The organism is Xanthomonas hortorum (genome assembly GCF_040279205.1).
Lineage (GTDB): Bacteria > Pseudomonadota > Gammaproteobacteria > Xanthomonadales > Xanthomonadaceae > Xanthomonas > Xanthomonas hortorum_F.
In genome coordinates this window covers 1-23,924 of sequence record NZ_JBEOLS010000011.1, presented here as the reverse complement: position 1 = coordinate 23,924, position 23,924 = coordinate 1, and the positions used below count along the sequence as shown (strand labels likewise).

26 protein-coding genes and 1 tRNA gene are annotated in these 23,924 nt (G+C 64.1%); 19 read left to right on the top strand and 8 right to left on the bottom strand.

Annotated features, from left to right (window positions below; translation table 11 throughout):
* The first annotated feature begins 114 nt into the window (after positions 1 to 114).
* The 9 genes from katB (at position 115) to ABS769_RS06830 (ending at position 10,299) form a co-directional block, all read left to right on the top strand.
* Positions 115 to 1,620 (top strand): catalase KatB, encoded by a 1,506-nt coding sequence (katB, locus tag ABS769_RS06870; RefSeq protein ID WP_350498126.1) that lies wholly within the window; start codon positions 115 to 117, stop codon positions 1,618 to 1,620.
* A gap of 59 nt (positions 1,621 to 1,679) precedes the next feature.
* Complete coding sequence (locus ABS769_RS06865) at positions 1,680 to 2,255, top strand: ankyrin repeat domain-containing protein (protein WP_317061151.1); 576 nt, start codon at positions 1,680 to 1,682, stop codon at positions 2,253 to 2,255.
* 456 nt (positions 2,256 to 2,711) lie between these two features.
* Entirely contained in the window at positions 2,712 to 2,936 is a 225-nt protein-coding gene (locus ABS769_RS06860; protein ID WP_006452100.1) for a hypothetical protein, read from the top strand.
* 547 nt (positions 2,937 to 3,483) lie between these two features.
* The gene (dusA, locus tag ABS769_RS06855; RefSeq protein WP_317061152.1) at positions 3,484 to 4,488 is read left to right on the top strand and encodes a tRNA dihydrouridine(20/20a) synthase DusA; all 1,005 of its coding nucleotides are present in this window, start codon (positions 3,484 to 3,486) and stop codon (positions 4,486 to 4,488) included.
* A gap of 338 nt (positions 4,489 to 4,826) precedes the next feature.
* Complete coding sequence (locus ABS769_RS06850) at positions 4,827 to 5,126, top strand: hypothetical protein (protein WP_317061163.1); 300 nt, start codon at positions 4,827 to 4,829, stop codon at positions 5,124 to 5,126.
* Between the two features lie 70 nt (positions 5,127 to 5,196).
* Positions 5,197 to 5,880: a response regulator transcription factor gene (locus tag ABS769_RS06845; RefSeq protein ID WP_002808458.1), complete on the top strand. Its 684-nt coding sequence runs from the start codon at positions 5,197 to 5,199 to the stop codon at positions 5,878 to 5,880.
* 74 nt (positions 5,881 to 5,954) lie between these two features.
* On the top strand, positions 5,955 to 7,325 hold the full coding sequence (locus tag ABS769_RS06840; protein ID WP_172839287.1) for an ATP-binding protein: 1,371 nt from the start codon (positions 5,955 to 5,957) through the stop codon (positions 7,323 to 7,325).
* Between the two features lie 123 nt (positions 7,326 to 7,448).
* Positions 7,449 to 9,041: a DUF1800 domain-containing protein gene (locus ABS769_RS06835; RefSeq protein ID WP_317061153.1), complete on the top strand. Its 1,593-nt coding sequence runs from the start codon at positions 7,449 to 7,451 to the stop codon at positions 9,039 to 9,041.
* Positions 9,042 to 9,111: 70 nt separating this feature from the next.
* A complete protein-coding gene (locus ABS769_RS06830; RefSeq protein ID WP_317061154.1) occupies positions 9,112 to 10,299 on the top strand; it encodes a DUF1501 domain-containing protein in 1,188 nt (395 codons plus the stop codon).
* A gap of 157 nt (positions 10,300 to 10,456) precedes the next feature.
* On the opposite strand, the gene ABS769_RS06825 is transcribed toward ABS769_RS06830, so the two are convergent.
* Together ABS769_RS06825 and ABS769_RS06820 are read right to left on the bottom strand one after the other, a co-directional pair.
* Positions 10,457 to 11,212, bottom strand: coding sequence for a zinc-dependent peptidase (locus ABS769_RS06825; RefSeq protein ID WP_317061155.1), 756 nt, complete (start codon positions 11,210 to 11,212; stop codon positions 10,457 to 10,459).
* 8 nt (positions 11,213 to 11,220) lie between these two features.
* Complete coding sequence (locus ABS769_RS06820; protein ID WP_317061156.1) at positions 11,221 to 11,535, bottom strand: hypothetical protein; 315 nt, start codon at positions 11,533 to 11,535, stop codon at positions 11,221 to 11,223.
* A 44-nt stretch (positions 11,536 to 11,579) separates the two neighbouring features.
* Here ABS769_RS06820 and birA point away from each other — a divergent pair, with 44 nt between their 5' ends.
* Positions 11,580 to 12,590, top strand: a complete 1,011-nt coding sequence (gene birA, locus ABS769_RS06815; RefSeq protein ID WP_317061164.1) for a bifunctional biotin--[acetyl-CoA-carboxylase] ligase/biotin operon repressor BirA — start codon at positions 11,580 to 11,582, stop codon at positions 12,588 to 12,590.
* Entirely contained in the window at positions 12,587 to 13,315 is a 729-nt protein-coding gene (locus ABS769_RS06810; protein WP_317061157.1) for a type III pantothenate kinase, read from the top strand. The genes birA and ABS769_RS06810 overlap by 4 nt, the downstream gene beginning before the upstream one ends.
* A gap of 80 nt (positions 13,316 to 13,395) precedes the next feature.
* On the opposite strand, the gene ABS769_RS06805 is transcribed toward ABS769_RS06810, so the two are convergent.
* Positions 13,396 to 13,614, bottom strand: a complete 219-nt coding sequence (locus tag ABS769_RS06805) for a hypothetical protein (RefSeq protein WP_317061166.1) — start codon at positions 13,612 to 13,614, stop codon at positions 13,396 to 13,398.
* Between ABS769_RS06805 and ABS769_RS06800 the strand changes: the two genes are divergently transcribed.
* Entirely contained in the window at positions 13,520 to 14,380 is an 861-nt protein-coding gene (locus tag ABS769_RS06800) for an SPOR domain-containing protein (RefSeq protein ID WP_317061165.1), read from the top strand. The two genes, ABS769_RS06805 and ABS769_RS06800, sit on opposite strands and share 95 nt — an antisense overlap.
* Positions 14,381 to 14,413: 33 nt before the next feature.
* Positions 14,414 to 14,489, top strand: a tRNA-Thr gene (locus ABS769_RS06795).
* A 353-nt stretch (positions 14,490 to 14,842) separates the two neighbouring features.
* Here ABS769_RS06795 and tmk read toward each other — a convergent pair.
* The 5 genes from tmk to ABS769_RS06770 all read right to left on the bottom strand — a co-directional run bounded on the left by tmk (position 14,843) and on the right by ABS769_RS06770 (position 18,470).
* On the bottom strand, positions 14,843 to 15,526 hold the full coding sequence (tmk, locus tag ABS769_RS06790; RefSeq protein WP_317062260.1) for a dTMP kinase: 684 nt from the start codon (positions 15,524 to 15,526) through the stop codon (positions 14,843 to 14,845).
* A gap of 518 nt (positions 15,527 to 16,044) precedes the next feature.
* Positions 16,045 to 16,587 carry a GTP-binding protein gene (locus ABS769_RS06785; protein WP_317062261.1) on the bottom strand — a complete coding sequence of 181 codons (543 nt, stop codon included), beginning with the start codon at positions 16,585 to 16,587 and terminating at the stop codon, positions 16,045 to 16,047.
* Complete coding sequence (locus ABS769_RS06780; protein ID WP_317062262.1) at positions 16,584 to 17,501, bottom strand: hypothetical protein; 918 nt, start codon at positions 17,499 to 17,501, stop codon at positions 16,584 to 16,586. The genes ABS769_RS06785 and ABS769_RS06780 overlap by 4 nt, the downstream gene beginning before the upstream one ends.
* A 93-nt stretch (positions 17,502 to 17,594) precedes the next feature.
* Positions 17,595 to 17,954 carry a hypothetical protein gene (locus ABS769_RS06775; protein ID WP_006452081.1) on the bottom strand — a complete coding sequence of 120 codons (360 nt, stop codon included), beginning with the start codon at positions 17,952 to 17,954 and terminating at the stop codon, positions 17,595 to 17,597.
* Positions 17,955 to 18,017: 63 nt separating this feature from the next.
* A complete protein-coding gene (locus ABS769_RS06770; protein ID WP_006452080.1) occupies positions 18,018 to 18,470 on the bottom strand; it encodes a roadblock/LC7 domain-containing protein in 453 nt (150 codons plus the stop codon).
* A gap of 462 nt (positions 18,471 to 18,932) precedes the next feature.
* Here ABS769_RS06770 and rocF point away from each other — a divergent pair, with 462 nt between their 5' ends.
* The 6 genes from rocF (at position 18,933) to ABS769_RS06740 (ending at position 23,381) form a co-directional block, all read left to right on the top strand.
* Positions 18,933 to 19,856 carry an arginase gene (gene rocF, locus ABS769_RS06765; RefSeq protein WP_046931980.1) on the top strand — a complete coding sequence of 308 codons (924 nt, stop codon included), beginning with the start codon at positions 18,933 to 18,935 and terminating at the stop codon, positions 19,854 to 19,856.
* A 109-nt stretch (positions 19,857 to 19,965) separates the two neighbouring features.
* Positions 19,966 to 20,118 carry an entericidin A/B family lipoprotein gene (locus tag ABS769_RS06760; RefSeq protein WP_006451340.1) on the top strand — a complete coding sequence of 51 codons (153 nt, stop codon included), beginning with the start codon at positions 19,966 to 19,968 and terminating at the stop codon, positions 20,116 to 20,118.
* 78 nt (positions 20,119 to 20,196) lie between these two features.
* Positions 20,197 to 20,331, top strand: a complete 135-nt coding sequence (locus ABS769_RS06755) for an entericidin A/B family lipoprotein (RefSeq protein ID WP_006451341.1) — start codon at positions 20,197 to 20,199, stop codon at positions 20,329 to 20,331.
* Between the two features lie 241 nt (positions 20,332 to 20,572).
* Positions 20,573 to 20,782 (top strand): CsbD family protein, encoded by a 210-nt coding sequence (locus tag ABS769_RS06750; protein ID WP_006451342.1) that lies wholly within the window; start codon positions 20,573 to 20,575, stop codon positions 20,780 to 20,782.
* A gap of 173 nt (positions 20,783 to 20,955) precedes the next feature.
* Positions 20,956 to 22,245 (top strand): tryptophan--tRNA ligase, encoded by a 1,290-nt coding sequence (locus ABS769_RS06745; RefSeq protein ID WP_317062264.1) that lies wholly within the window; start codon positions 20,956 to 20,958, stop codon positions 22,243 to 22,245.
* 191 nt (positions 22,246 to 22,436) lie between these two features.
* Positions 22,437 to 23,381, top strand: a complete 945-nt coding sequence (locus ABS769_RS06740) for an MBL fold metallo-hydrolase (protein WP_430544172.1) — start codon at positions 22,437 to 22,439, stop codon at positions 23,379 to 23,381.
* The last annotated feature ends 543 nt before the right edge of the window (positions 23,382 to 23,924 follow it).

The following is a 23,924-nucleotide window of genomic DNA, read 5'->3' as shown; positions in this document are numbered from 1 at the left end:
CATCATCATGTTCGCCTATCGCTGCGATCATAACTAACGACTTCTCACACTTCGGCCTGCTGGCCATGATTCAGTTCCTTCAAACGAGCTGACGCCATGCGCCCTGGATCCCTCATGGTGCTAGCCCTGCTAGCCCCGACGCTGATCGCCCCACCGGTCTTCGCCCAATCCGTTCTGACCCGCGACAATGGCGCCAAGGTCGGTGACAACCAGAATTCCCAGACTGCCGGCCCGACCGGCCCGGTCTTGCTGCAGGACGTGCAGCTGATCCAGAAGCTGCAGCGCTTCGATCGCGAGCGCATCCCGGAGCGTGTGGTGCATGCCCGCGGCACCGGCGTCAAAGGCGAGTTCACCGCCACTGCCGATCTGTCCAGCCTGACCAAGGCCAAGGTGTTCAGTGCCGGCGAAAAGACCCCGGTGTTCGTGCGCTTCTCCTCGGTGGTGCATGGCAATCATTCGCCTGAAACGTTGCGCGACCCGCACGGCTTCGCCACCAAGTTCTATACCAGCGAAGGCAACTGGGATCTGGTCGGCAACAACTTCCCCACCTTCTTCATTCGCGATGCGATCAAGTTCCCCGACATGGTCCACGCGTTCAAGCCGGACCCGCGCACCAATCTGGATGACGATTCGCGTCGTTTCGATTTCTTCTCGCACGTGCCCGAAAGCACGCGCACGCTGACGCTGCTGTATTCCAACGAAGGCACGCCCGCCGGCTATCGCTTCATGGACGGCAACGGCGTGCACGCCTACAAGCTGGTCAATGCCCAAGGCGAAGTGCATTACGTCAAGTTCCACTGGAAGACGCTGCAAGGCATCAAGAACCTCGATCCCAAGCAGGTTGCCGCAGTCCAGTCCAAGGACTACAGCCACCTGACCAACGATCTGGTCGGTGCGATCAAGAAGGGCGACTTCCCGAAGTGGGACCTGTACGTGCAGGTGCTCAAGCCGGAAGACCTGGCCAAGTTCGATTTCGATCCGCTGGATGCCACCAAGATCTGGCCGGATGTGCCGGAGCAGAAGGTCGGCCAGATGGTGTTGAACAAGAACGTGGACAACTTCTTCCAGGAAGCCGAGCAGGTGGCGATGGCGCCGGCCAACCTTGTGCCGGGTATCGAGCCGTCTGAAGACCGTCTGCTGCAGGGCCGTATCTTCTCCTACGCCGACACGCAGCTGTATCGCATCGGTACCAACGGCCTGAGCCTGCCGGTCAACCGCCCGCGTGTGGCCGTCAATAACGGCAACCAGGACGGCGAAGCCAATACCGGGCACACCACCAGCGGCGTGAACTATGAGCCGAGCCGCCTTGAACCGCGTCCGCAGGACACCGCTGCGCGTTACAGCGAGTTGCCGCTGTCGGGCACCACCCAGCAGGCCAAGATCACCCGCGAGCAGAACTTCAAGCAGGCTGGCGAGTTGTATCGGTCCTACAGCAAGAAGGATCGTGCCGACCTGGTGCAGAGTTTTGGTGAGTCGCTGGCCACCACCGACACCGAGAGCAAGCATCTGATGCTGTCGTTCCTGTACAAGGCCGACCCCGAGTACGGCACCGGCGTGACCCGCGTTGCCAAGGGTGACCTGGCCCGCGTCAAGCAGTTGGCCTCCAGCCTGCAGGACTGATCCACCCGACGGCATCGCGGCCTGTGCCGCGGTGCCGTCCTCGTTTTCGGGAGAGCCACATGCGCACCCTGCTATTCCTGATGCTCGGCACCTTGTCTGCGGTTGCCAACGCTGCTTCACCCGCGTCTGTCCCTGCCAGTACCACGAATGCGACCACCAACCCTGCGCAGATCAAGCAGCAGTTGCGCGAGTATTTTTTCGATGCGGCACGCGAAGGTCGGCAGGACATGCTCGCCGAGTTCATCCGCTCGCACTACGACCTCAACACTCGCGACGAGAAGGGCTACACCGCCTTGATCCTGGCCGCCTATCACGGCCAGCGCCCGGCGGTGGAGCAGTTGCTCAATGCCGGCGCCGACCCCTGTGCGCAGGACAAACGCGGCAACACTGCGCTGATGGGCGCCATCTTCAAGGGCGAGCTGGGCATCGCCAAACGGTTGATGCAGGCTGATTGCGCCCCGGACCAGCGCAACAATGCCGGCCAGACCGCGGCCATGTACGCGGCGCTGTTTCAACGCACCGATGTCCTCAAGGATCTGGCTGCCAAAGGCGCAGACCTCAGCCTCAAGGACGGGCAGGGCAACGATGTGACCAAGCTGCAACGCGGCGAGTTCGCCACCGCGCCGGCGCGCTGAGCGCGCCTTTCCTGCTTGCCGGTCGGGTCCTACCCCAGTCAGCACCTCGACGTGCCGTGACAAGCGCGGTGAGCGGCAACCTGCTAGCTGGCTCCTCGCGGTCGTCCGACATCTGTCACGTCGGTTGCCTGCACTCGGCCATGGACAGGATGTTCGGCTGAAGAATCCGCACATCAATCGCAGCTGCCGAAGCCGCCCTTTGGCGACACCATCCGCTTCATGTCGCCCCGCCGGTTTTCTGCCGCGCGTGCGTTGGAACTCTGGCGGAGGTGGTGATTTTTCTGCCAGTACGTCAGGAGTTTTCCGACGTTGAAACCTTTGTGCGCCAAGGCTTTGACATAAATCTGAGCGCGCGCTGACTTGCTTGAAATTCATTGGAAAAAAACGCAGAAAACAGTTCAAGAAAGCGCTGGCAACGCCGATGCTGAAGCTATCGCACCTTGGAACCCCCGGACCATGAAGCTCGATCCTTCCATCCCTTTCCTGATGTCCCTGCTCGCCATGGTGCTGTGCACCGCCACCGCCGTCGTGGCGCTGGTGTTTGGCCAGGTGCATGTCCTCGCCACCTCGTGGAGCTTCTACACCGTGCTGGGCACCGCCCTGATCACGCTGGTCGCCTCCTACCACGCACTCGGCAAGCCGCTGACTGCCGAAGAGCGCGTCGGTTTCCGCAACCCGTAAGTGTTGCTCACGTCCAGGCGAAGCGCGCAATCGCGCTGACGCCAGCAGTGGACGCAAGAAATCCCGCTTGTAAGCAATGATGTAGCGCGTTCGCTCGACAGGGGCGGGCGCCGCCAGGGACAGCAGCATCCTGCTCGGCCAACGCTACACCCACGGCCAGACTCTGCCGGCCAAACTGGCCCACGTCACCGTTGAGATGGCACGATGCCGGCAAATAGCGATGCCGCTCGACAGCGCTAGAATTTGGCGAGCTGGAGCAAAAAAACAGCGCTAGCGCGATGTCGTTCTCCGCTCCGACAGCAGATGTGGTCGTGATGCTGGGCGCCAGAGCGCGCATCCAACGCAATCCATAACGCTCACATCATCTCGAATTCTGCCTGTCGATACGCTGTCGATCGCATGACGCTGCGAACAGCTGATCCTCCAGAAGATCTGACAGCCAAGAGCTTCGGCATGGCTCATGCGCTGCGGCAGATTCATCGGTGCCCGTGTAAGCTGTTGATCCTGCTCTGCATTCCGATGGCCGCTCACGGCGGCCAACTTGTCGATGACCGCTTCCGCCGATCGTTACGCCGCCTCCTTGCGTCTGTCCGTCGCCCCGATGATGGATTGGACCGACCGCCATTGCCGGGTCTTCCATCGCCTGCTGGCGCCCTCCGCACGGCTGTATACCGAGATGGTGCACGCCAACGCGGTGATCCATGGAGATCGCACGCGGCTGATCGGCTTCGATCCGGTTGAGCATCCACTTGCGCTGCAACTGGGCGGCAGTGAACCGGCCCTGCTTGCGCAGGCTGCAGCGATCGCGCAGGAGTGGGGCTATGACGAAATCAACCTCAATTGCGGCTGCCCCTCCGATCGCGTGCAGGCCGGGCGTTTTGGCGCCTGCCTGATGCGCGAGCCGGCGCTGGTGGCCGAGTGCGTTGCCGCCATGTGCGCGGCAACGACGCTGCCGGTCACGATCAAGTGCCGCCTGGGCGTGGACGACGATGACGACTATCTGGTGTTCGCCAGTTTTGTCGATCAAGTCGTCGCGGCCGGCGCTGCCATGGTGGTGGTGCATGCGCGCAACGCCTGGCTCAAGGGCTTGTCGCCCAAGGAAAACCGCGAGGTGCCGCCGCTGCGCTACGACTGGGCCTATCGCCTCAAGCAGGAGCGCCCCCAACTGCCGGTGGTTATCAACGGTGGCATCGCTGCGGTGGACACCGCGCTGGAACACCTGCAACACACCGACGGCGTCATGCTCGGTCGCGCGGCCTACCACGACCCTTACGTGCTGCACTGCCTGGACGCGGCGCTGAATCAGCGCCCGGAACAATCGCGCGAGGCATTGCTACGCGCGCTGCAGCCCTATGTAGAGTTCCAATTGGAGCAAGGGCTGGCGCTGAAGCACATCACCCGACATGTCCTGGGACTCTTCCATGGGCAGCCCGGCGGACGCGTATTCCGCCAGGTGCTCAGTGAGGGCGCACACCGCCCTGGCGCCGGGTGGGACCTGGTCGAGCAGGCATTGCAGCGCACCGATACGCACGCCTGGCGCGTTGTCGCCTGAGAGTGGTCCGGCACTTGCATAGCCTGAACCAGCGCTTGAACGGCCGCATTTGTTAGCTCACAGCGCGGCAGCCACAACCGCGAAAGCGAGCGCAGGCAAGGCTTTTGGCCTCAAACAGCGTTCATTTAACTGAACCGCGTTAACACGAAGCTAAAAAGTTCAGATCGGATTCACCCCCCAAAATCAAGAATTTGGGTCTATTCTCGGGCTCGACCACGCTGTGACGCATGGCCGGTTTCACGAATTTTGAATGTTCCTGAACAACCCGCTAGGATTCGTTTGTGACCCAGCCGTTCTGCCGCGCTAGCCATGTTGTCCTGGTTGCCCTTTGGGTCGCCATGGCGGCGCCGTCGGCATGGTGTCAGGGATATCCGATGGGGCATTCGGGCCGTGAGGCGTTACCGCCCTCAGCCCGCGGCAACGGGCGCACGCTGTCGGACACCATTCGGCAGGTGCAGCGGTCCACCGGTGGACAGATCCTCAGCGCCGAACGTGTGCCGTTCGACGGGGGCAATCTCAACCGGGTCAAGTACATGTTGGATGGGCGCGTGCACACCGTGTACGAATCGGAACAGATGCAGCCCCCGCCGCGTCGCCCGGCGCCGCCAGATGCGCCACCACGCGACGATAACCAGTAAACGTAGATAGTTCTGCGTTCAGTCTCATAAATTCCCCGGCACCCGCCGACAACGTAACTAGGGAGAGTGCATGCGTATCCTTTTGGTCGAAGACGAAGCTCCGCTGCGCGAGACACTTGCCGCGCGCCTGAAGCGTGAAGGCTTTGCTGTCGACGCTGCACAAGATGGCGAAGAAGGTCTGTACATGGGCCGCGAAGTGCCGTTCGACGTCGGCATCATCGACCTTGGCCTGCCCAAGATGTCGGGCATGGAGCTGATCAAGGCGCTGCGCGACGAGGGCAAGAAATTCCCGGTACTGATCCTGACCGCGCGTTCGAGCTGGCAGGACAAGGTCGAAGGTCTCAAGCAGGGCGCCGACGATTACCTGGTCAAGCCGTTCCATGTCGAAGAGCTGCTGGCGCGCGTCAATGCATTGCTGCGGCGCGCGGCAGGCTGGAGCAAGCCGACCCTGGAGTGCGGCCCGGTCGCTTTGGATCTGGCAGCGCAGACGGTGAGCGTCAATGGCGCCAATGTCGACCTGACCAGCTACGAGTACAAGGTGCTTGAGTACCTGATGATGCATGCCGGCGAACTGGTCTCCAAGGCCGACCTGACCGAACACATCTATCAGCAGGATTTCGATCGCGATTCGAACGTGCTGGAAGTGTTTATCGGTCGCCTGCGCAAGAAGCTCGATCCCGACGGTGAGCTCAAACCGATCGAGACCGTGCGTGGTCGTGGCTACCGCTTCGCCATCCCGCGTACCGAAGGCTGAGTCCGCGCGTCGGCAAACAGGAAGATAGGGTGTCGGTGCGCTCCAAGTGGTACAAACGCTGGCGGCCGCGCTCCCTGCAGGCCCGCCAGCTGTTGGCTGCCAGCCTCAGTCTGGTGGCCTTCCTGGCCCTGGCAGGCTATGCGCTGGATGTGGCGTTCGCCGACACTGCCGAAAAGAATCTGCGCGAGCGGCTGAAGAACTACGCCTCGGCGTATGCCGCCAATATCGATTTCGTCCGCGATGGCTCGCTGTACATCGGCGGCCAACCGCCTGATCCGCGTTTCGACGTGCCCGGCGGCGGGCTGTATGTCGAAGTCGTGCGCCCGGATGAGAGCTGGACGTCGATGTCGGCCGAGGGCCCCAACATTCCGCACGGGCGCATGCTCGAGCCGCGCCAGGAAGAGTTCATCGGCCCGCTGGAGATGACCCAGATCGACGGCAGTCTGGGCGAGCTATACCGCTATGGCCTAGGCGTGAGCTATGTCGAACGCGAACACGGCGGCGAGATTCCGTACACCATCTACGTGATGGAAGATGCGCGCTCGATGGGCGCGCAATTGCGCGTGTTCCGGGGCGCGGTGTGGTTCTATCTCGGCAGTGCCGGCGTGGTGCTATTGGTGCTGCAGGCCTTCATTCTGCAGTGGAGCCTGCGACCGCTGCGGCGGGTCATCAACGAGCTGACCAAGGTGCAGCGCGGCGAAATCCAGCGCATGAGCGAGCAGCATCCGCGCGAACTGGAGCCGCTGACCGAAAGCATCAACGCTTTTATCGAAAGCGAGCGCGACAACCTGGATCGTCAGCGCAATACGCTTGCCGATCTGGCACACAGCCTCAAGACGCCGATTGCCGTGTTGCGCACCCAACTGGACAGCGGTCAGTCCGAGCGCGATCTGCACGAGGAAATGGACGTGCAGCTGCGGCGCATGAACGACCTGGTGTCTTACCAACTCGCACGTGCGGCTTCCAGCGGGCACAAGCTGTTTGCCGCGCCGTTGCCGATCGAGTCGACCGCCGAAGAAATCGTGCGCGGTCTGGAGAAGGTGTATTCGGTCAAAGGCGTGCTGTGCGAATTCGATATTTCGCCCGAAGCGCGTTTTCATGGTGAGCCGGGCGATCTGCAGGAGCTGCTTGGCAATCTGCTGGAAAACGGCTTCAAGTGGGCGCGCAGCCGCGTGCTGTTGACTGCGCAGCCAGGTCCCACCACCGGGAGCCGCCGCGCCGGATTGATCCTGTCGGTGGAAGACGATGGCCCCGGCATCGCGCCGGAAGATGTGGCCAAGATTCTGCAGCGTGGCGTGCGCGGCGACGAACGCGTGCAGGGTCACGGCATCGGCATGTCGATCGTGCAGGACCTGATCAAGGCCTACCGCGGCGAATTGCAGGTGGTGCGCTCGCAGGAACTGGGCGGCGCCCGCTTCGATGTGACCTTGCCGCCGGGACTGTGACCGGCATGCGTTGCGGGATGAACCCGTGGCCAATGTCGCGCCACGCTCCGACAACCGTTTAACGCCTCACGCGTTGGCTTGACCATACTGGGCCGGTTGCAGGCCGTTGCGATGGAGAGCTGCATGTTCGAGCGCGTTGCACAGGCACGGTGGGTCACTGCACTTTCCGTCCGGACACGTCGACAGCGCAGATGGCGCGTGCCGTTGCTGTTGGCGGGCTGCGTCGTCGTGCTGTCGTGCAGTGCCGCCGAAGCGCCATTGACGCCAGCACAGACACGCTGGTTGCAGCGTGCCACCTACGGCGTGGATGCCGATAGCGCGGCGCAGCTGCAGCGGCTCGGCCCCAAGCGCTACGGCGCACTGCTATTGCAAGCCAGCGACGATGCCGCATTGCCAGCGCCGATCCGTGCACAACTGCAGCAGTTCGATGCGCTGCACACGCCATTGGTGAGCTTGCTGACGCAATACGAGGCCGACAAGATCCGTCTGCAAACGCTGCCCGATGGCGATGAGAAGGCTGCCTTGCGCAAGGCCTGGCAGGCGCGTGGCGGTCAGATGCTGACCCAGGCGCGTCAGGCGCAATTGCTGCGTGCGGTGTATGCGCCGGCGCAGCTGCGCGAGCAGTTGGTGTGGTTCTGGCTCAATCACTTCAGCGTGTACGCCGACAAGGGGCGCGTGAAATGGATGGCGGCCGATTACATGGAAAACGCGATTCGTCCGCACGCCACCGGCAAGTTCGCCGACCTGGTGATGGCGACGCTGGAAAGCCCGGCAATGCTGGAATATCTGGATAACGCCAAGAATGCCAAAGGCAAGGCCAACGAAAATTACGCGCGCGAATTGATGGAGTTGCACACGCTGGGCGTGCATGGCGGCTACAGCCAGCAGGATGTGCAGCAACTGGCGCTGATACTGACCGGCGCCGGTCTGGTGCCGATCAAGGCCGAAGGCGCGCCGCCAGTACCAACCGCTGCAACAACGGGGCAGGCGCAGGTCGTGCGCAAGGGCCTGTTCGAATTCAACCCTGCGCGGCATCAATCCGGCGACAAGACCTTGCTGGGCCAGCGCATCGCCGCTGGCGGTCTGGATGAGATCGAACGTGCAGTGCAGCTGTTGGTACGGCAACCGGCGTGCGCGCAGTTTGTGTCGCAGCGCCTGGCCGAGTATTTCGTCAGCGACAAGCCACCGGCTGCACTGGTCGCGCGCATGGCAAAGACCTTTCAACGCAGCGATGGCGATATCGCCAAGGTGATGCAGGCCATGCTGGACGCGCCGGAATTTGCGCAGGCGCAACCGCGCAAGTTCAAGGATCCGAATCGGTTTGTGGTCTCGGCGATGCGGCTGGCGTACGAAGATCAACCGGTGGTCAACGCCGCGCCGATGGTGAGCTGGGTGCAGCAACTCGGCGAGCCGGTGTTCGGGCGCATCACACCCGATGGGTGGTCGTTGCAATCGCAGGCGTGGACCAGCTCCGGGCAACTGGCGCGACGCTTCGAAGTGGCGCGTTCGCTGGGCGCAGGACCCAAGCAACTGTTTCGCTTCGATGGCGACAACGACACGCCAATTCCTGCGCTGACGCAGATCGATACGCGTCCATCGTATCGCTGGGTTGCACCGTCGCTTTCCAGCGGCACGCGTGAGGCGTTGGGCCAGGCGCGTTCGCCAGCGGAGTGGAACGGGTTTTTGCTGTCATCGCCGGACTTCAACTATCGCTGATCTAGCGGCCGCTGATTCAACGACTGCTGATTCAACAAACGCCGAACGGTTATCGCCGCAGGAGTGCACCATGCAACGACGTCAATTTCTGCTTGCCTCCGCCGCGGCTGCGAGTCTGCCGTGGTCCGGTCGTCTGTTTGCCGCGCCACGCGACAGTGCGCGCATGCTGGTGGTGTTTCTGCGTGGCGGCTACGACAGCAATAATCTGCTGGTACCGCATGCCAGCGATTTTTATTATCAGGCGCGCCCGACTCTGGCGATTGCGCGGCCGGATGCTGCCAATCCAAAGAGCGCCGTTGCGTTGGATGCGCAATGGGGTCTCAACCCGGTGATGCGCGATGCGCTGTTGCCGCTGTGGCAACGCAAGCAGCTGGCCTTCGTGCCATTTGCCGGCACCGACGATCTGTCGCGCAGCCACTTCGAAACCCAGGACGATATCGAATCCGGCCAGGCCGGCAGGCAGCGCCGCGATTATCGGTCCGGTTTCATGGCGCGCTTGTCGGGCGTGCTCAGCGGGGTGCCGGCAATTGCGTTTACCGATTCGTTGCCGCTGACGTTTCAAGGCGGCGGCGATCTGCCCAATGTGTCGTTGCGTGGGATCGGCAAAGGCGGTCTGGATGCGCGGCAGGCGCAGATCCTGTCGCAGATGTACGACGCAACGCCGCTTGCGGCAGCCGCGCGCGAGGGTCTGGCGTTGCGTCAGCAAGTGACCGCGCAGCTGCGCGAAGAGATGGAGCAGGCCGGCCGCGGCGCTGCCAGTGCGCGCACCTTCGCCGACGAAACCCGGCGCATGGCGAGCCTGATGCGCCACCAGTACCGGCTGGGTTTCGTCGATGTCGGCGGCTGGGATACCCATGCCAACCAGGGCAGTGTCGAAGGTGGGTTGGCGAACAATCTGCGCAATCTCGGCGAAGGGCTGGCGGTATACGCCGATGCCTTGGGGCCGGCATGGAAGGACACCGTGGTGGTGGTGCTCTCCGAGTTTGGCCGCACCTTTCGCGAGAACGGCAGTAAGGGTACCGATCACGGGCACGGCACGACGTATTGGGTGCTGGGTGGCGGCGTGCAGGGTGGTCGTATCGCTGGCGAACAGGTCGCGGTCGAACAAACGCAGCTGCTGCAGAATCGCGATTACCCGGTGCTTACCAATTACCGCAGTCTGTTCGGCGGTCTGTTGAGTCGATTGTGGGGGCTGTCGCCAGCGCAGTTGGAGCGGGTGTTTCCCGGTGCCAGGCCGCGCGATCTTGGGCTGGTGTGAGTGCATTGCAGCGTGCTGTTGAAATCAGCAGTGCCGAGCGGGCACTTGGACGACATTGCGCAGCGTTGTTTTCAATTCGGCCAAGCGTGTGCTGACAACGCGCGCGAAGCGGTTGCATGACAACCATCGCAAGCAACGTGTCGATGCCACCACACCCTCAGCGCTGCGCTGAAGAAGCAAACGGCGAAGGCCCGTAAAAACGCGTCAACTGCGCGGCGACATCCGGCATGACGCGCGCGATCACTTGCGGTGCGGAGAAGTGATATTCGCTCACGACCGCGAAGAATTCTTCCGGTGCTTCGGCGGCATACGGATCGATCTCGGTGTCTTCGCCGGCATCGACGCGTTGGCAGAACGCATCGAAGGCCTGCTGAAAATCGCGTGCCCAGGCGCGTTGTGCATCGCGTGGCAGCGGCGGGGTGCCGTCGAGGGCGCCATCGAGTGCATCGAGCTTGTGCGCCATCTCGTGCACGATCACGTTGAAGCCTGCCTGCGGGTCGTCCAGATCGGCCTGCACATCGGCCCAGCTGACGATCAGCGGGCCTTGCTCCCAGGATTCGCCGATCAGGGTGTCGTCCCAGGCATGCATCACCCCTGCCGCATCCACATGCGTGCGCTGCACGCGGAACGCGTCCGGATAGACGATCAGTTGCGACCAGCCGCGCCAGCCCACTGCACCGATTTCCAGCAGCGGCAGGCAGCAGGTGGCCGCCAGCAGCACATGATCGTGCGCATGCAGTTGCAACCCATCGACCGGGGAAATGGTTTTTTGCTGCAGGAACTGCGCGGCCAAGGTGCGCAGACGGTGCTGGCGGGGCGGATCGAGCGCGGCGACCCAGGCGCAGCCGGTGCAGACCGGTAGCCACAACGCATCAGGAATATCGAGGGGCGGCCGGCGCAGCCAGCGCGACAACCACTGGATCAGCGGAACATGCCCGGCAGAAAACTGTGCCAGCGCGGCATCGTGCGCATGCGTGGGAACAGCGCGTCGCCATCGCTACCGCCGCCGCCGGTGGCCGGCGTGGGCTTGTGCGCGGGAGCGCGTGCCGGTGCAGCGGCCTCGCCATTGGGCGTCCTGCCGCGCGCAACCGAATTGGTGCTGACGCAGCTCTCATGGTCGCCATCGACCAGTTGGTCCGATGCCAGCGCGGCAAGCGGAGCCAATAACAGGAGCAGGCAAACCGTGATTCGGCGCATCGTCCACATCCAGGGCAAGCGGCGTGAGTTGGCGATCATAACGCGCTTTTCACTCCCTCACGCAAGCCGTGCTGGGCGCACGGGTGGGCTTGGCGCATACTTTCACGGATCGATTTGGGGACCTTGCCGTGGATGACCGCGCGTTGCTGGCCAAACTTGCGAGCGGCCGGCTATCCGGCGATGCGCTGGCGCGCGATGCCGGGTTGACCCGTGCGGCAGTGTGGAAGCGCATTCAAAATTTGCGCGCAGCCGGGGTCGATATCGAGGGGCGGGCTGGCGACGGCTACCGGCTGGCCGCGCCGCTGGATCTGCTGGAGGCAGCGCGGATTCGTGCGGCCATGTCGAGCGATGCGCTGGCAGGCCTGGCTGCACTCGATATCGCCTGGACGCTGGAATCCACCAACACCAGCTTGCTGGCGCGTGCGGCGCCGGAGCAGGGCGTGGCGGTGCTGCTGGCCGAGCGTCAGACCGGTGGGCGCGGCCGTCGGGGCCGGCAATGGACCTCGCCGCTGGGTGCGCATATCTATCTGTCGGCCTCGCGCCGTTTCAGCGGTGGGCTGGGCCAGCTGGCCGGGCTCAGCCTGGCCGTGGGTGTGGCGGTGGCAGAAGCCTTGCGCGGTTGCGGGTTTGCCGATGTCGGGCTGAAGTGGCCCAACGATCTGCTGGCGCGCGAGCGCAAGCTGGGCGGCCTGTTGATCGAAGGCGGCGGCGAAATGGCCGGCAATGCGCGTGCGGTGATCGGACTGGGCTTGAATGTGCACATGCCGGCTGCGGCGGCCGCTGCGATCGACCAGCCATGGGTGGATCTGGATACGCTGGCCGGCCGTGCGGTCTCGCGCGATACCGTGGTGGCGGCGGTGTTGTCCGGGCTGCTGCCGGCGCTGGATCTGTTCGAGGCGCAGGGGCTGGCTCCGTTCTTGAGTCGCTATGCGGCCTTGGACGTGTTGTGTGGCCGCGCGGTACAGGTCGAAGAGGCTGGCACCCGGCATCACGGCGTTGCGCTTGGCCTGGCTGCCGACGGCGCGTTGCGGGTGCAATTGGGCGAGACGGTGCGCCTGTTCCACTCCGGAGAAGTGAGCGTGAGACCTGCATGAGCGAGTGGTTGTTCGATCTGGGAAATTCGCGGTTCAAGTACGCCCTGCTACAGGGAGATCGCGCCGGCGATGTGCAGGCGTGGCCGCATGGCGCCGAGGCGATGGATGCGGCCGCACTGTCGGCGCTGCCGACCGGGCGCATCGCGCATGTGGCCAGCGTTGCTGCGCCGGCATTGACGCAGCGGATGCTCGCCTGCCTGCACGAGCGCTTCGAACAGGTGCGGATCGTGCGCACCGCGGCCGAATGCGCCGGCATCCGCATTGCATATGCGGACCCGAGCCGCTTCGGCGTGGATCGCTTTCTGGCGCTGCTCGGCGCGCGTGGCGAGGCACCTGTGCTGGTGGCCGGCGTGGGCACTGCGCTGACCATCGATCTGCTTGGGGCCGATGGGCAGCATCATGGCGGGCGCATCGCCGCCTCGCCGACCACCATGCGCGAAGCGCTGCATGCCCGCGCGGTGCAATTGCCGGCCAGCGGCGGCAATTATGTGGAGCTGGCCAACGACACCGACGATGCGCTGGCGTCCGGTTGCGATGGTGCGGCGGTGGCGCTGATCGAGCGCAGCCTGCAGCACGCGCAACGCAGTTTGGGCATATCGGTGCGCTTGCTGGTGCACGGCGGCGGCGCGCCACCGTTGCTGCCGTTGTTGCCCGATGCCACGTTCCGTGCTGCGCTGGTGCTGGATGGGCTGGCGATTTGGGCGAGGTCTGCGCCTACGCCTTGAGGTCGGTGATCGAAACGACGCGCAGCCGCCAGGTGGGCGGCCGGTGCTCGGCATCGGGATGTCGCGCTCGTACACTGGGGTCACTGGCTGCCTGCCGCTCGCGCCGAGCCGTCGAGCTCTCGCCAGCGGTTATCGGCCACTCTTAGAATCCACTGCATGTATGTACGCGCGCTCATCGTTGTCTTGATCGTCCTCAATGCCGGCGTGGCGTTGTGGTGGGCCATGCAGCCGGCACCGGCCGCGTTGGCCGCTCCGGCGCAGCCGGCAGGTGTGGCACGGTTGGAGGTGTTGCCGAACATCGCAACAGGCGCGGTGGCTGCGATCTCGAGAGAGGCAGCAACAGCAGCTGCAGACGCTGTGCCGGCAGCAACATCGGTTGCACCGGCACCGGCACCGGCAGCAGTACCAGCTCAGACATCACCAGCTCAGACATCAACGGAACAAGCGGCGGCGGCCGCTTCGACAGCTGCGGCTACCACCGCAGTGGCCGAAACATCGCCAGTACCGTACGAGATTCCGGCCACAAGCAAGGTCGCTCCGAAACCGGCCGAGGTTGCTGTGGCGGCTGCACCAAAGACATCGCCAACGGTGCCGACTCCCGTACCCGTTCCAGAGCGCTGCGCCAGCCTGGGCCCCTATCCGGCACGCGCCGACGCCGATGCCGCGCTGGCACGCATTCGTGGTCAGGCCACGCGCAGCAGCGTGCGCGAAGACAAGGACGCCGGGGTCAGTACGTTCCGGGTGATGCTGCCCAGCGTGGGCGATCGTGCCGCGGCGCAGGCGTTGGTCAAGCGCATCGCTGCGGCTGGCATCGGCGACTATTACGTGATTGCGCAAGGCGAGGACAACTCCGTCGCGCTGGGCCAGTACCAGAGCCGCGAGCGCGCCGAGCGGCGTCAGGCGAGCCTGGTGAGTGCGGGATTTCCCGCGCAGCTGATGCCCAGCGGCACCGGGCAATCGCGCTGGTGGTGGATCGATGTGCGTAGTGCCTCGGCACCCACTGCGTTGCAGGGCGCCGCGGGTGCAACGCGTCAACGATCGCTAGATTGCGCCGCGCTGCGCTAGAATGCGCACCGGCGCGCAATGCGCTTGGCCTTTGCCGGCATAGCTCAGTTGGTAGAGCAACCGCCTTGTAAGCGGTAGGTCCCCAGTTCGAATCCGGGTGCCGGCACCATCTTTGATCCACAAGTTTGTGCGCACACCTGTTCTGGCCGTGCCGTCGTTTGGGTGCGTTTTCTGCGCCTGCAATTTCCACCGCAGCCGATTGCCACGCACGGTGGTTGTGCGTGGCCAACTCGACATCCTCTATCGGAACATTAATTCCTTTATGAGGCGAAGCGCTTTGTGAAGGAGCGGTTTCGTCGGGAATTGTGGCTGGCCGTACCCTCACCCCAAACCCCTCTCCCGCAGGGAGAGGGGCTTTGAATCAGCTTGCGCTGGTGGTGTACGGGTAGGTTGCTTGTAGCTTGTAACTTCTAAATTGGGTCGCGCAGTGTTGTGATCGCGCGCGTAAGGGCGCGCAGCAGATCAGGCCGGGCGACCGGCCGATAGCAGTCCCAGGACGGCCCTTTCTGCGTCGGTGTGCGCAGCGTCGCCGCTCAGCCGTTCGGCCAGTGCGGCAACGACGATAGCGTGGGCTTGACGTAGCACGCTGTCTGCATCGGCGCTGGCGTCCACCACGTGTTTGCCCGGCAATTGCAGGGCATTGAAGATGGCGCGGCAGCGTTCCAGGTTGTCCTGGGTTTCGAAGTGGTTGGGGGCGTCGCCGCGGGCGCGGATGCGCGCCAGGCCGGTGGGTGGTGGCAGGTCGAGCAGCAGCAGTACGTCCGGGCGCGGTGCGAAGGCGTTGCGTTCCAGCAGATCATCCAGTGGCAGGCCGGCGGCGCCCTGGTAGGCGACCATCGACGGAAAGTAGCGGTCCAGGATCACGATCTCGCCGCGCGCCAATGCGGGTGCGATGAGGGTGTCCACATGCTCATGGCGGTCGCGGATCAGCAGCTCGGCTTCTTCGTCCGCGCTCAGGCGGCCGGTGGCGGCGGACTGGCGCAACTGGGTGCCCCAGGGGCCGTTGGTCGGCTCCTTGCTCAGTACGACGCGGGCGCCGGCCGCTTCCAGGGTGGTGGCCAGGCTGCGGGCGAGGGTGGTCTTGCCGGCGCCGTCGATGCCTTCGATCGCGATCAACAAGCCGCCGGGCTTCAGTTCGATTGTCATCGCGCTACTTTATCCGATCGTGGTGCTGGATCAGCACTTGGCATTGGCGTGGAAGCCGCCCTGCAGCTGCCGATCCCGGCGCATCGGGTATTCGCTGCGCGTCACCGATGGCGACATTGCCGCAGCGTATCGAGGCGTGCGCGCGACGGCTTGACGACCGGTCTGTCCAACGCATTGCCATGCGCGCACAACAACCGCATACGAGCGCCGGTTGCAGGCGCGACTGGCTGCTCGCTGACGGCGCTATCGCTGATGCCGTATGACCGGTATGTCCTGCGCGATGTCGGGAACGTCCCGATGTCCTGGCTTTTGATCGCGCGCCATACTGAACAAGTCAGGCAAAGCGCTCGAATGTATGACGTTCGCGTCGCGTGTCTGGCATCAAGGAAGATGGACGCGTCGCCGCCACCCTAGAGGCGGCATCCCCCGCGTGACGCCCTTTCAGGCACCGTCGTGACCGGATTCCTTGTTTTGTCTTGCGTGTCGATCAAGCAGGTACGCGCGCCACGCGCTGCCGATCAGCTGTGAGCCGAGGTGTAGCGATAGGACAGCAGCGATTTCACCAGGAAGGTGATCTGGGTCGCCGAGCGCGCATCCACGCGCATGACCGGGATGCGAAAGCCTTCGGCAACCAATGCATCGCGGAACGGCGGCAGCAGAAAATCCTGCATTTCGTCGGTCATGGTGATGCCCACCGCCATACTTGCCTCAGGTGCGATCTGCGAAAATTCACGCAGCAACGCCAGCGTGGCCTCGAGCATCTGCGGATCGCGCGCGTTGGTCAGCACGATCACACCCAGTGCGCCGTCGCAGACCAATGGCCACATGAAATCCAGGTATTTCTGGCCTGGCACGCCGTACACGTGCAGCAACTCGCCGTCTTCCAGCTCGATCGAGCTGTAGTCCAGCGCGACCGTGGTGTAGGTCTTGTCGCCGTAGGCATCCTGGCTGAGCGGCATCTCGGTGCTGACCGGTTCCACGTCGGAAATGGCGCGCACTGCCGTGGTCTTGCCGGCGCCCATGCCGCCAACGAACACCAGCTTGTTGGCCGGAAGACTCATGACTGCGCCTGAAAGAGAGAGAGGCCAAACCGACGTGCGACCCAGGAGAAGAACCGGGAGTTGCTGCTGTCCGGACGAGTCTGCGTTGCAGGCACGGCAATCTCCGCAGTCTGGGCAAGGCCGCTGGCAAGTGCCGCGGCGAACAGGCATTCCACCGTTTGCAGCGGCAGCTTGCAAGCGTTGGCCAGCGCCTGCGCGCGCCACGGACGCGCGTGCAGGTGGGCGATGGCGAGCAACTGTGCCGGCGAGCTGGTTTCGGCGCTCAGCTCCGGCCACTGGCGCAGCTGTAGCGCATGGCTGGGTTCCACCGCCGGCAGCGCGGGGCGCTGGTGCTCGGGCAGGGCGAAATACAGCGCTTCGAATGAGATGCGTTGCGTCAGTGCGGCATCGGTTGTGTTTGGTGCGACCTGCCAACCGGGGCGATCCAGTGCGGCGACCAGTTCGGACAACGGCAGGCCGGGCGCAAGTTGCACGCAGGCATTGGCCGGATCTACACGGACGTGCAGCTGCGCGTGGCGCAACACCACTGCAGCGTTACCGACTTCACCGCGGCAATGGCGGATCAGCAGCGCCGGTTCGGCGATCTGCACGTTATGCGGCGAGGACAGCAGCAGACGCAGGTGTTCGTTGAGTTCGCGCACGGTGGCGCCGTGCTTGATCCATGCGCCACCGACCGGTGTCCGCGACACCACCAGCACCCGCATCGGCTGGCCTTGCAGCGCCTGCCATGCGGCCAGGCCGTCGGCGCTTTCCAGACCCAGTACCACCACGTCGGCCGCGTGTTGCGGCCATTGCCCCAATTGCACGTCGACGCGCTCGGCCAGCAGCAGCGAGCACGCCAGTTTCAGGCGCGTGGTGTGCAGCAGGTCCAGGCCGGCCGTGGCGACCCGCAGGGCGTGAATGGGTATGGTCATGACATGGCGCCGCATCGGCGCGTTGGAGTGCGACGCCTGCCGGTGCAGACCGGCAGGCCGGGCAGGCGACGCGCGTACGCCGCCAGGTTGGCATCAACCGAAGTCGAGGGTCTTTTCGAACGCCTTGAGCTCGTGACGGGCCATCGCCAGATTGGCCTTGGCGCGGTCCAGCACGACGTACAAGAACAGCGTGCCGTTGCTCTCCAGCGGACGCAGCAGGTGGTACTGGCGGGCCAGGGTGATCAGGATGTCTTCGATGGTGTCGTTCAGACCGAGCTGCTCGGCGATGCGACGCTTGGCACGCACCACTTCGGTATTGCCGGCGGCGGCCAGTTCCAGATTGAGATCGGTGCCGCCGGTCATGCCCAGTGCCATGCCGCTGTCGCTATCGACCAGCGCGGCGCCGACGAAACCGGCGATTGAATGCAGGTGTTCCAGATTGAGTTGTGCCACGGGACGTCCTTACAAGCGGTGAGTAATGGGTGCACGAAAGGCAAGCACGAACAATGCCAAGCCTCAGGTCGCTGGTTGCGCCATGGCCTTGGCCAGACGGCCGGCGCAATCGCGCGCGTTGAACAACAGTGCGGCGGCATTGAGCTGCGGGCCGCCAATTGCGGTGAGCGTCAGCGGTTTGTCGGCGCGAATGCGGATCAGCACCAGCTGGCCGCCACGGGTGCTGACGGTGGCGTAATCGGCCTCGCTCAGACTGGATTCGCGCGCCAGGGTCTCGCCCAGGGTCAGAAACGAATTGGCCATCGCCGCCAGACGGCGACCGTCCACATCCAGACTGGATTGCTCGGTAATGGCGCGCCCGTCGGCGGTGGACAGCATCAACAAACGGATGCCCGGCTCACGCTCGATGGTCTGCGCGAACTCGCGACCGATGCGCTGCAGATCGTACTGATGCGACGCCCGCGCGACCTCGCCCACGGCAGCCTTGACGACCTGGTTGACGGCGTTGTGCGGCATGAACTTCTCCCCCTGTACAAAACGCGCTGCGCGATGAAAAAACCTGTCGGTGGCACTGAGGACCCGCGCTGGCGGGCAGACAGTGACATCCGCATCTCCAGCCATGGTCTAACTGTGCGGGCAGGCAGGCGCATTCCGCAAAGCACAGATGCGCCAGAAACTGCCCAACCACGTCACGTGAAGCAGCGATCAACCTCTCGACGCAGCTGAAAAGCGAACGCGGCTGGTGGTCGGTAATGCTCCGGCCGAGATGGATCACGCTGACACCGCAGCCTTTGCGCATGCCATCCGCACCCGTCCGACGCTTGCCCGCTACGGGGTATCGGCCGCTGTTCGGATTGCTGCAGTGGCAGATGCGATTACGTGATTGGTGACGCAGGCCGGGCGCCGTGCTGCGCTGCCGCGCGTCAGTGCGCGGGCCGGCGACTAGACTTCAGCGCTTTATCGATGCTGGAGCAATGCATGGCGACGCAGTACCTGCCGGTTTCCCTGATTGGCGTTCCCACCGATATCGGTGCCGGCCACCGCGGCGCGCGGATGGGGCCGGAGGCGCTGCGCATCGCCGGCTTGCAGGAGGCCTTGATCGGCCGCGGAGTGGAGGTGCGCGACCTGGGCAATCTGGATGGCCCGCGCAATCCCTGGCTGGCCCCGCAGGCCGGCTACCGGCATCTGGACGAAGTGGTGGCCTGGAACCAGGCGCTGATGGACGCCAGCTACGCTGAACTATGCGCCGGGCGCATGCCGATCATGCTCGGCGGCGACCACTGCCTGGGCATCGGTTCGATCACGGCGGTGGCCAAGTACTGCCGCGAACAGGGGCGCCCGCTACGGGTGCTGTGGCTGGATGCGCATTCGGACTTCAATACCAGCGAGGTGACGCCATCGGGCAACGTGCACGGCATGCCGGTGGCCTGCCTGTGCGGGCTGGGCCCGCAGGCGTTGACCCATCTGGGCGGCAGCGCGCCGGCGCTGCTGCCCGAGCAGGTGCGGCAGATCGGCATCCGCTCGGTGGACCCGGAGGAGAAACGCCTGATCAAGCAGCACCGCATCGATGTCTACGACATGCGCTACATCGACGAGGCCGGCATGAAGCGCACCATGGAGACCGCCTTGCAGGGCATGAGCGCGGACACCCATCTGCACGTGAGCTTCGATGTGGACTTCCTCGACCCCAGCATCGCGCCGGGCGTGGGCACCACCGTGCCCGGTGGTCCCAACTACCGCGAGGCGCAGCTGGTGATGGAGATGATTGCCGACACCGGGCGTATGGGGTCGCTGGACATCGTCGAACTCAATCCGGTGCTGGACAACCGCAACGCGACCGCCGAGCTGGCGGTGGATCTGGTGGAGAGCCTGTTCGGCAAGTCCACGCTGATGCGAGATTGATCGATTGCTGAACGCGGCACGCCACGTTCACATCAAATCCACGGCCACGCAGTCAGATTTGGCGCCAAGCGCGGTGCGTTGGCACCGAATGCAGAACTGAGGAAGACCGATGAAGCGACTGCTGACACTGATGGTGCTAGGCCTGTTTTCGGCTGGCGTGATGACTGGCTGCAACACCATGGCCGGCGCCGGCAAGGACATGCAGGGCGCAGGTGAGAAGGTCGAAAAGAAGGCCGATAATTGCAGCGACGGTAAGTGCTGATTCCAGGTTTTGTTTGATCTTGTTGTTCGAATTGATTGATCTGCGGCACGTCGCCGTTTACCCACGAAGGAGTTTGTTATGAAGCGTGCAATTATGCTGCTGGTGCTGTCGGTGTTTTCGGTCGGTATGCTTGCGGGTTGCAACACCGTCGCAGGTGCCGGCAAGGACGTGCAGGGCGCTGGCGAGAAGGTGGAAGACGCTGCGCGCAAGTGATCTAGCGCTGCATGCTTAAAAAAACGGGCCGCAAGGCCCGTTTTTTTTCGCCTATGTTTGCGGGATTGCTGCGTTCGACGCGCCAGTTTTGCGTGTATCGACATGCGCCGCGTGCACCGCACGCGTAAGCGACCATTCAGTGCGGTGAGTCCGGGTTTGACAGCTATTGATCTGCAGCGAACGCGTCCATCGGCAACCTGATGCCACGGTCAATCGCGGCCGCATCAAGCGGAGTCAACGCATGAACACTGACATCATTTCCGGCAAGTGGACCCAGCTCAAAGGCAAGGCGCAGGCCAAGTGGGGCGACCTGACCGACGACGATTTCAAGATCGCCGAAGGCAACGCCGAGTATCTGCAGGGCAAGCTTCAGGAGCGCTACGGTTGGGATCGCGATCGCGCCCAGACTGAAGTGCGCGCCTTCGAAAAGTCGCTGCGCGACGACACCTGAGCCATCCGCAAGGTCGCTCACGCGATGAAGTGAGCGACACCTGCACACGACGGGCCGCCTGATGCGGCCCGTTTTGCGTCTGCGGTCAGGAATAACGCATGCAAAACCGGCGCGTCCATGCCCGGCGCACGGAACCGCTAAACTTGTGCGCTGACTTCCTGGCCTTCATGCAGATGACCACTCGCGTTCTTACCGGCATCACCACCTCCGGCACCCCGCACCTGGGCAATTACGTCGGTGCGATCCGCCCGGCGATCCAGGCCAGCGCCGGCGCCGATGCGGAGAGCTTCTATTTCCTGGCTGACCTGCACAGCTTGATCAAGGCGCAGGACCCGGCGCGTACGCAGCGCTCCACACTGGAAATCGCTGCCAGCTGGCTGGCCTGCGGGCTGGACCCGGAAACGGTGTGGTTCTATCGCCAGTCCGATGTGCCGGAGACCACCGAGCTGCTATGGCTGCTCACCTGCGTAGCCGGCAAGGGCATCCTCAACCGCGCGCATGCCTACAAGGCGGCGGTGGACAAGAACCGCGCCGAGGGCGAGGACGAGGACGCGGGCGTGAGCGCCGGCTTGTTCATGTACCCGGTGCTGATGGCGGCGGACATCCTGATCTTCAACGCGCACAAGGTGCCGGTGGGGCGCGACCAGATCCAGCATATCGAGATGGCGCGCGATTTCGCCCAGCGCTTCAACCATGTGTATGGCCGCGACTTCTTCACCTTGCCCGAGGCGGTGATCGACGAGCAGGTGTCCACGTTGCCAGGCCTGGACGGCCGCAAGATGAGCAAGAGCTACGGCAATACGATTCCGCTGTTCGCCCCGCGCGAGGAACTGCGCAAGCTGGTGTTCTCCATCCTCACCGATTCGCGCGCGCCCGGCGAAGCCAAGGACACGCAGGGTTCGGCGTTGTTCCAGCTGTATCAGGCCTTCGCCACGCCGCAGGAAACGGCTGCATTTGCCCAGGCCTTTGCCGATGGCATCGGCTGGGGCGATGCCAAGCAACAGCTGTTCGAGCGGATCGACCAGGAAATTACGCCGCTGCGCACGCGCTATGAGGCGCTGATGGCCGAGCCGGCGAAGATCGAGGCGATTCTGCGCGCCGGTGGCGCACGTCTGCGCACGCGCTACGCCACGCCGTTTCTGGCCGAGCTGCGCGCTGCAGTGGGTCTGCGCGATCTCTCCAGCCAGGCCGCGACGACGTCCGTGGACGCAGATGAAAAAGTCGCCCCGCCGGTGTTCAAGCAATATCGCGAGAGCGACGGGCAGTTCTACTTCAAGTTGAACGATGGCGCCGGTGCGTTGCTGCTGCAGAGCGATGGCTTCGCCTCACCGCGCGATGCGGGTCAGTTGATTGCACGCTTGAAACAGGCCGAGCAGGCCAGCGATCTGCAATTGCCGGGCGTGCATGTGCAGGTGGATGCGGAGGTGATCCTTGCGGCGATGCGTGTGTTGCGGGAGGGGTAATCGGCGCAGCAATGCATCGCGGCTGACGGTACGAGGTGATCGCCTGGCCGCGCGATGTCGAATTCCGATAAGCGCAGCCTGACGGCAGCGCTGTCCAGGCGACTGATGCATCGCTGCCTGGAACTGCGAACACAGCCAGCGCAAAGCCCTTGCGCCTACACTGCGGTTTCCTGGGCAAGCATGGTGTGGGAATGACAGCGATAGCCGATTCCAGCATCCAGACCATCGATACCGGCTTTGGCGGTGTGCAGTTCGATGCGGCGTACCTGATCGTCGAGGCGCAACGTGGCGCCTTTGTCGATTGCGGCACTTCGCTGTCGGTGCCGCACATGCTGGCTGCGTTGCACTCCGCCGGGCTGACGCCTGCGCAGGTGGAGTGGTTGATCCTGACCCATGTGCATCTGGATCACGCTGGCGGCGCGGGTGCCTTGCTGCAGCACCTGCCCAATGCGCGCGTGCTGGTGCATCCGCGCGGCGCGCCGCACATGATTGATCCCACCCGGCTGATTGCCGGTGCCACCGCCGTGTATGGCGAGGCGGAAATGGCGCGCAGTTATGGCGCCATCGTGCCGGTGCCCGCCGAGCGGGTGGTGGAAGCAGCCGATGGGCAGACCGTGATGCTGGGCGAGCGCGCGCTGCGCACGATCGAGACGCCCGGGCACGCGCGGCATCATCTGTGCGTGTGGGATGCACGCAGCCGCAGTTGGTTCACTGGCGACACCTTCGGCTTGTCGTATCGCCAGCTCGATAGCGCACAAGGCGCTTTCATCCTGCCGACCTCTTCGCCGGTGCAGTTTGAGCCGGAAGCGATGCTGCAGTCGATCGCGCGGCTGATGGAGACGACGCCGGCCGCGATGTATCTGACCCATTACGGGCGTGTCACATCGCCGGGGCCGTTGGCGCAGGCGTTGATCGAGCAGATCCATGCGATGACGGCCATTGCGCTGAGCTGCGCACAGCGTGCGGACCGCCATCGCTGCATGGTGGCGGCGTTGAGTGAGCTGTATCTGGAGCGCGCCCGCTTGCACGGTTGCCGCCTGGACGATGCGAGCGTGGCGCAGCTGCTGGCCACCGATATCGAACTCAACGCGCAGGGCCTGGCGTGCTGGCTGGATCGCGCAACGCGGACGAGTTAGCGCGCTTGGAGCGGCTGACAAAATCTCTTGAACGCTGTATCGCTGGCTGCAACGTGTTGGCCGCACTCGCCTTGGCTGACAAGTGGAGTGATGTCGGGAATGGCAGTGACGTTGCTCGCATCGAAAAGAGCCGATCAGACCGCAGCGCAACGCGCACTGCTCGCAACCATGCACCAAAACTTGGTTGGTCGAGGGCGCGGTGCCCTCACTGCTCGCGTGACACGCCGCAAGTACGTCCATGTAGGCTCGGTGGCGGCATCCATGCCGCCACACGGTCCCGCAAGCGGTGAGGACACCGCACCTTAAAGTTGGTCGGTGATTGGGTGAAAGCCTGCCTGTGATCGCGTTGCGTATTGCGTTGCGAAGCTGATCGCCGCGGCGTTATCCGACAACACACGTCATGCGTTGCTTGCAACCATGCGCACCGACCATCTCGACTGGCCCTTGCCCGCCCACCGTCGCGGGACCTTACGCGGCATGGATGCCGCGTAAGAGCTTACAAGGACGTACTTGCAGCGTGTCCCGCGATGGTGGGCGGGCAAG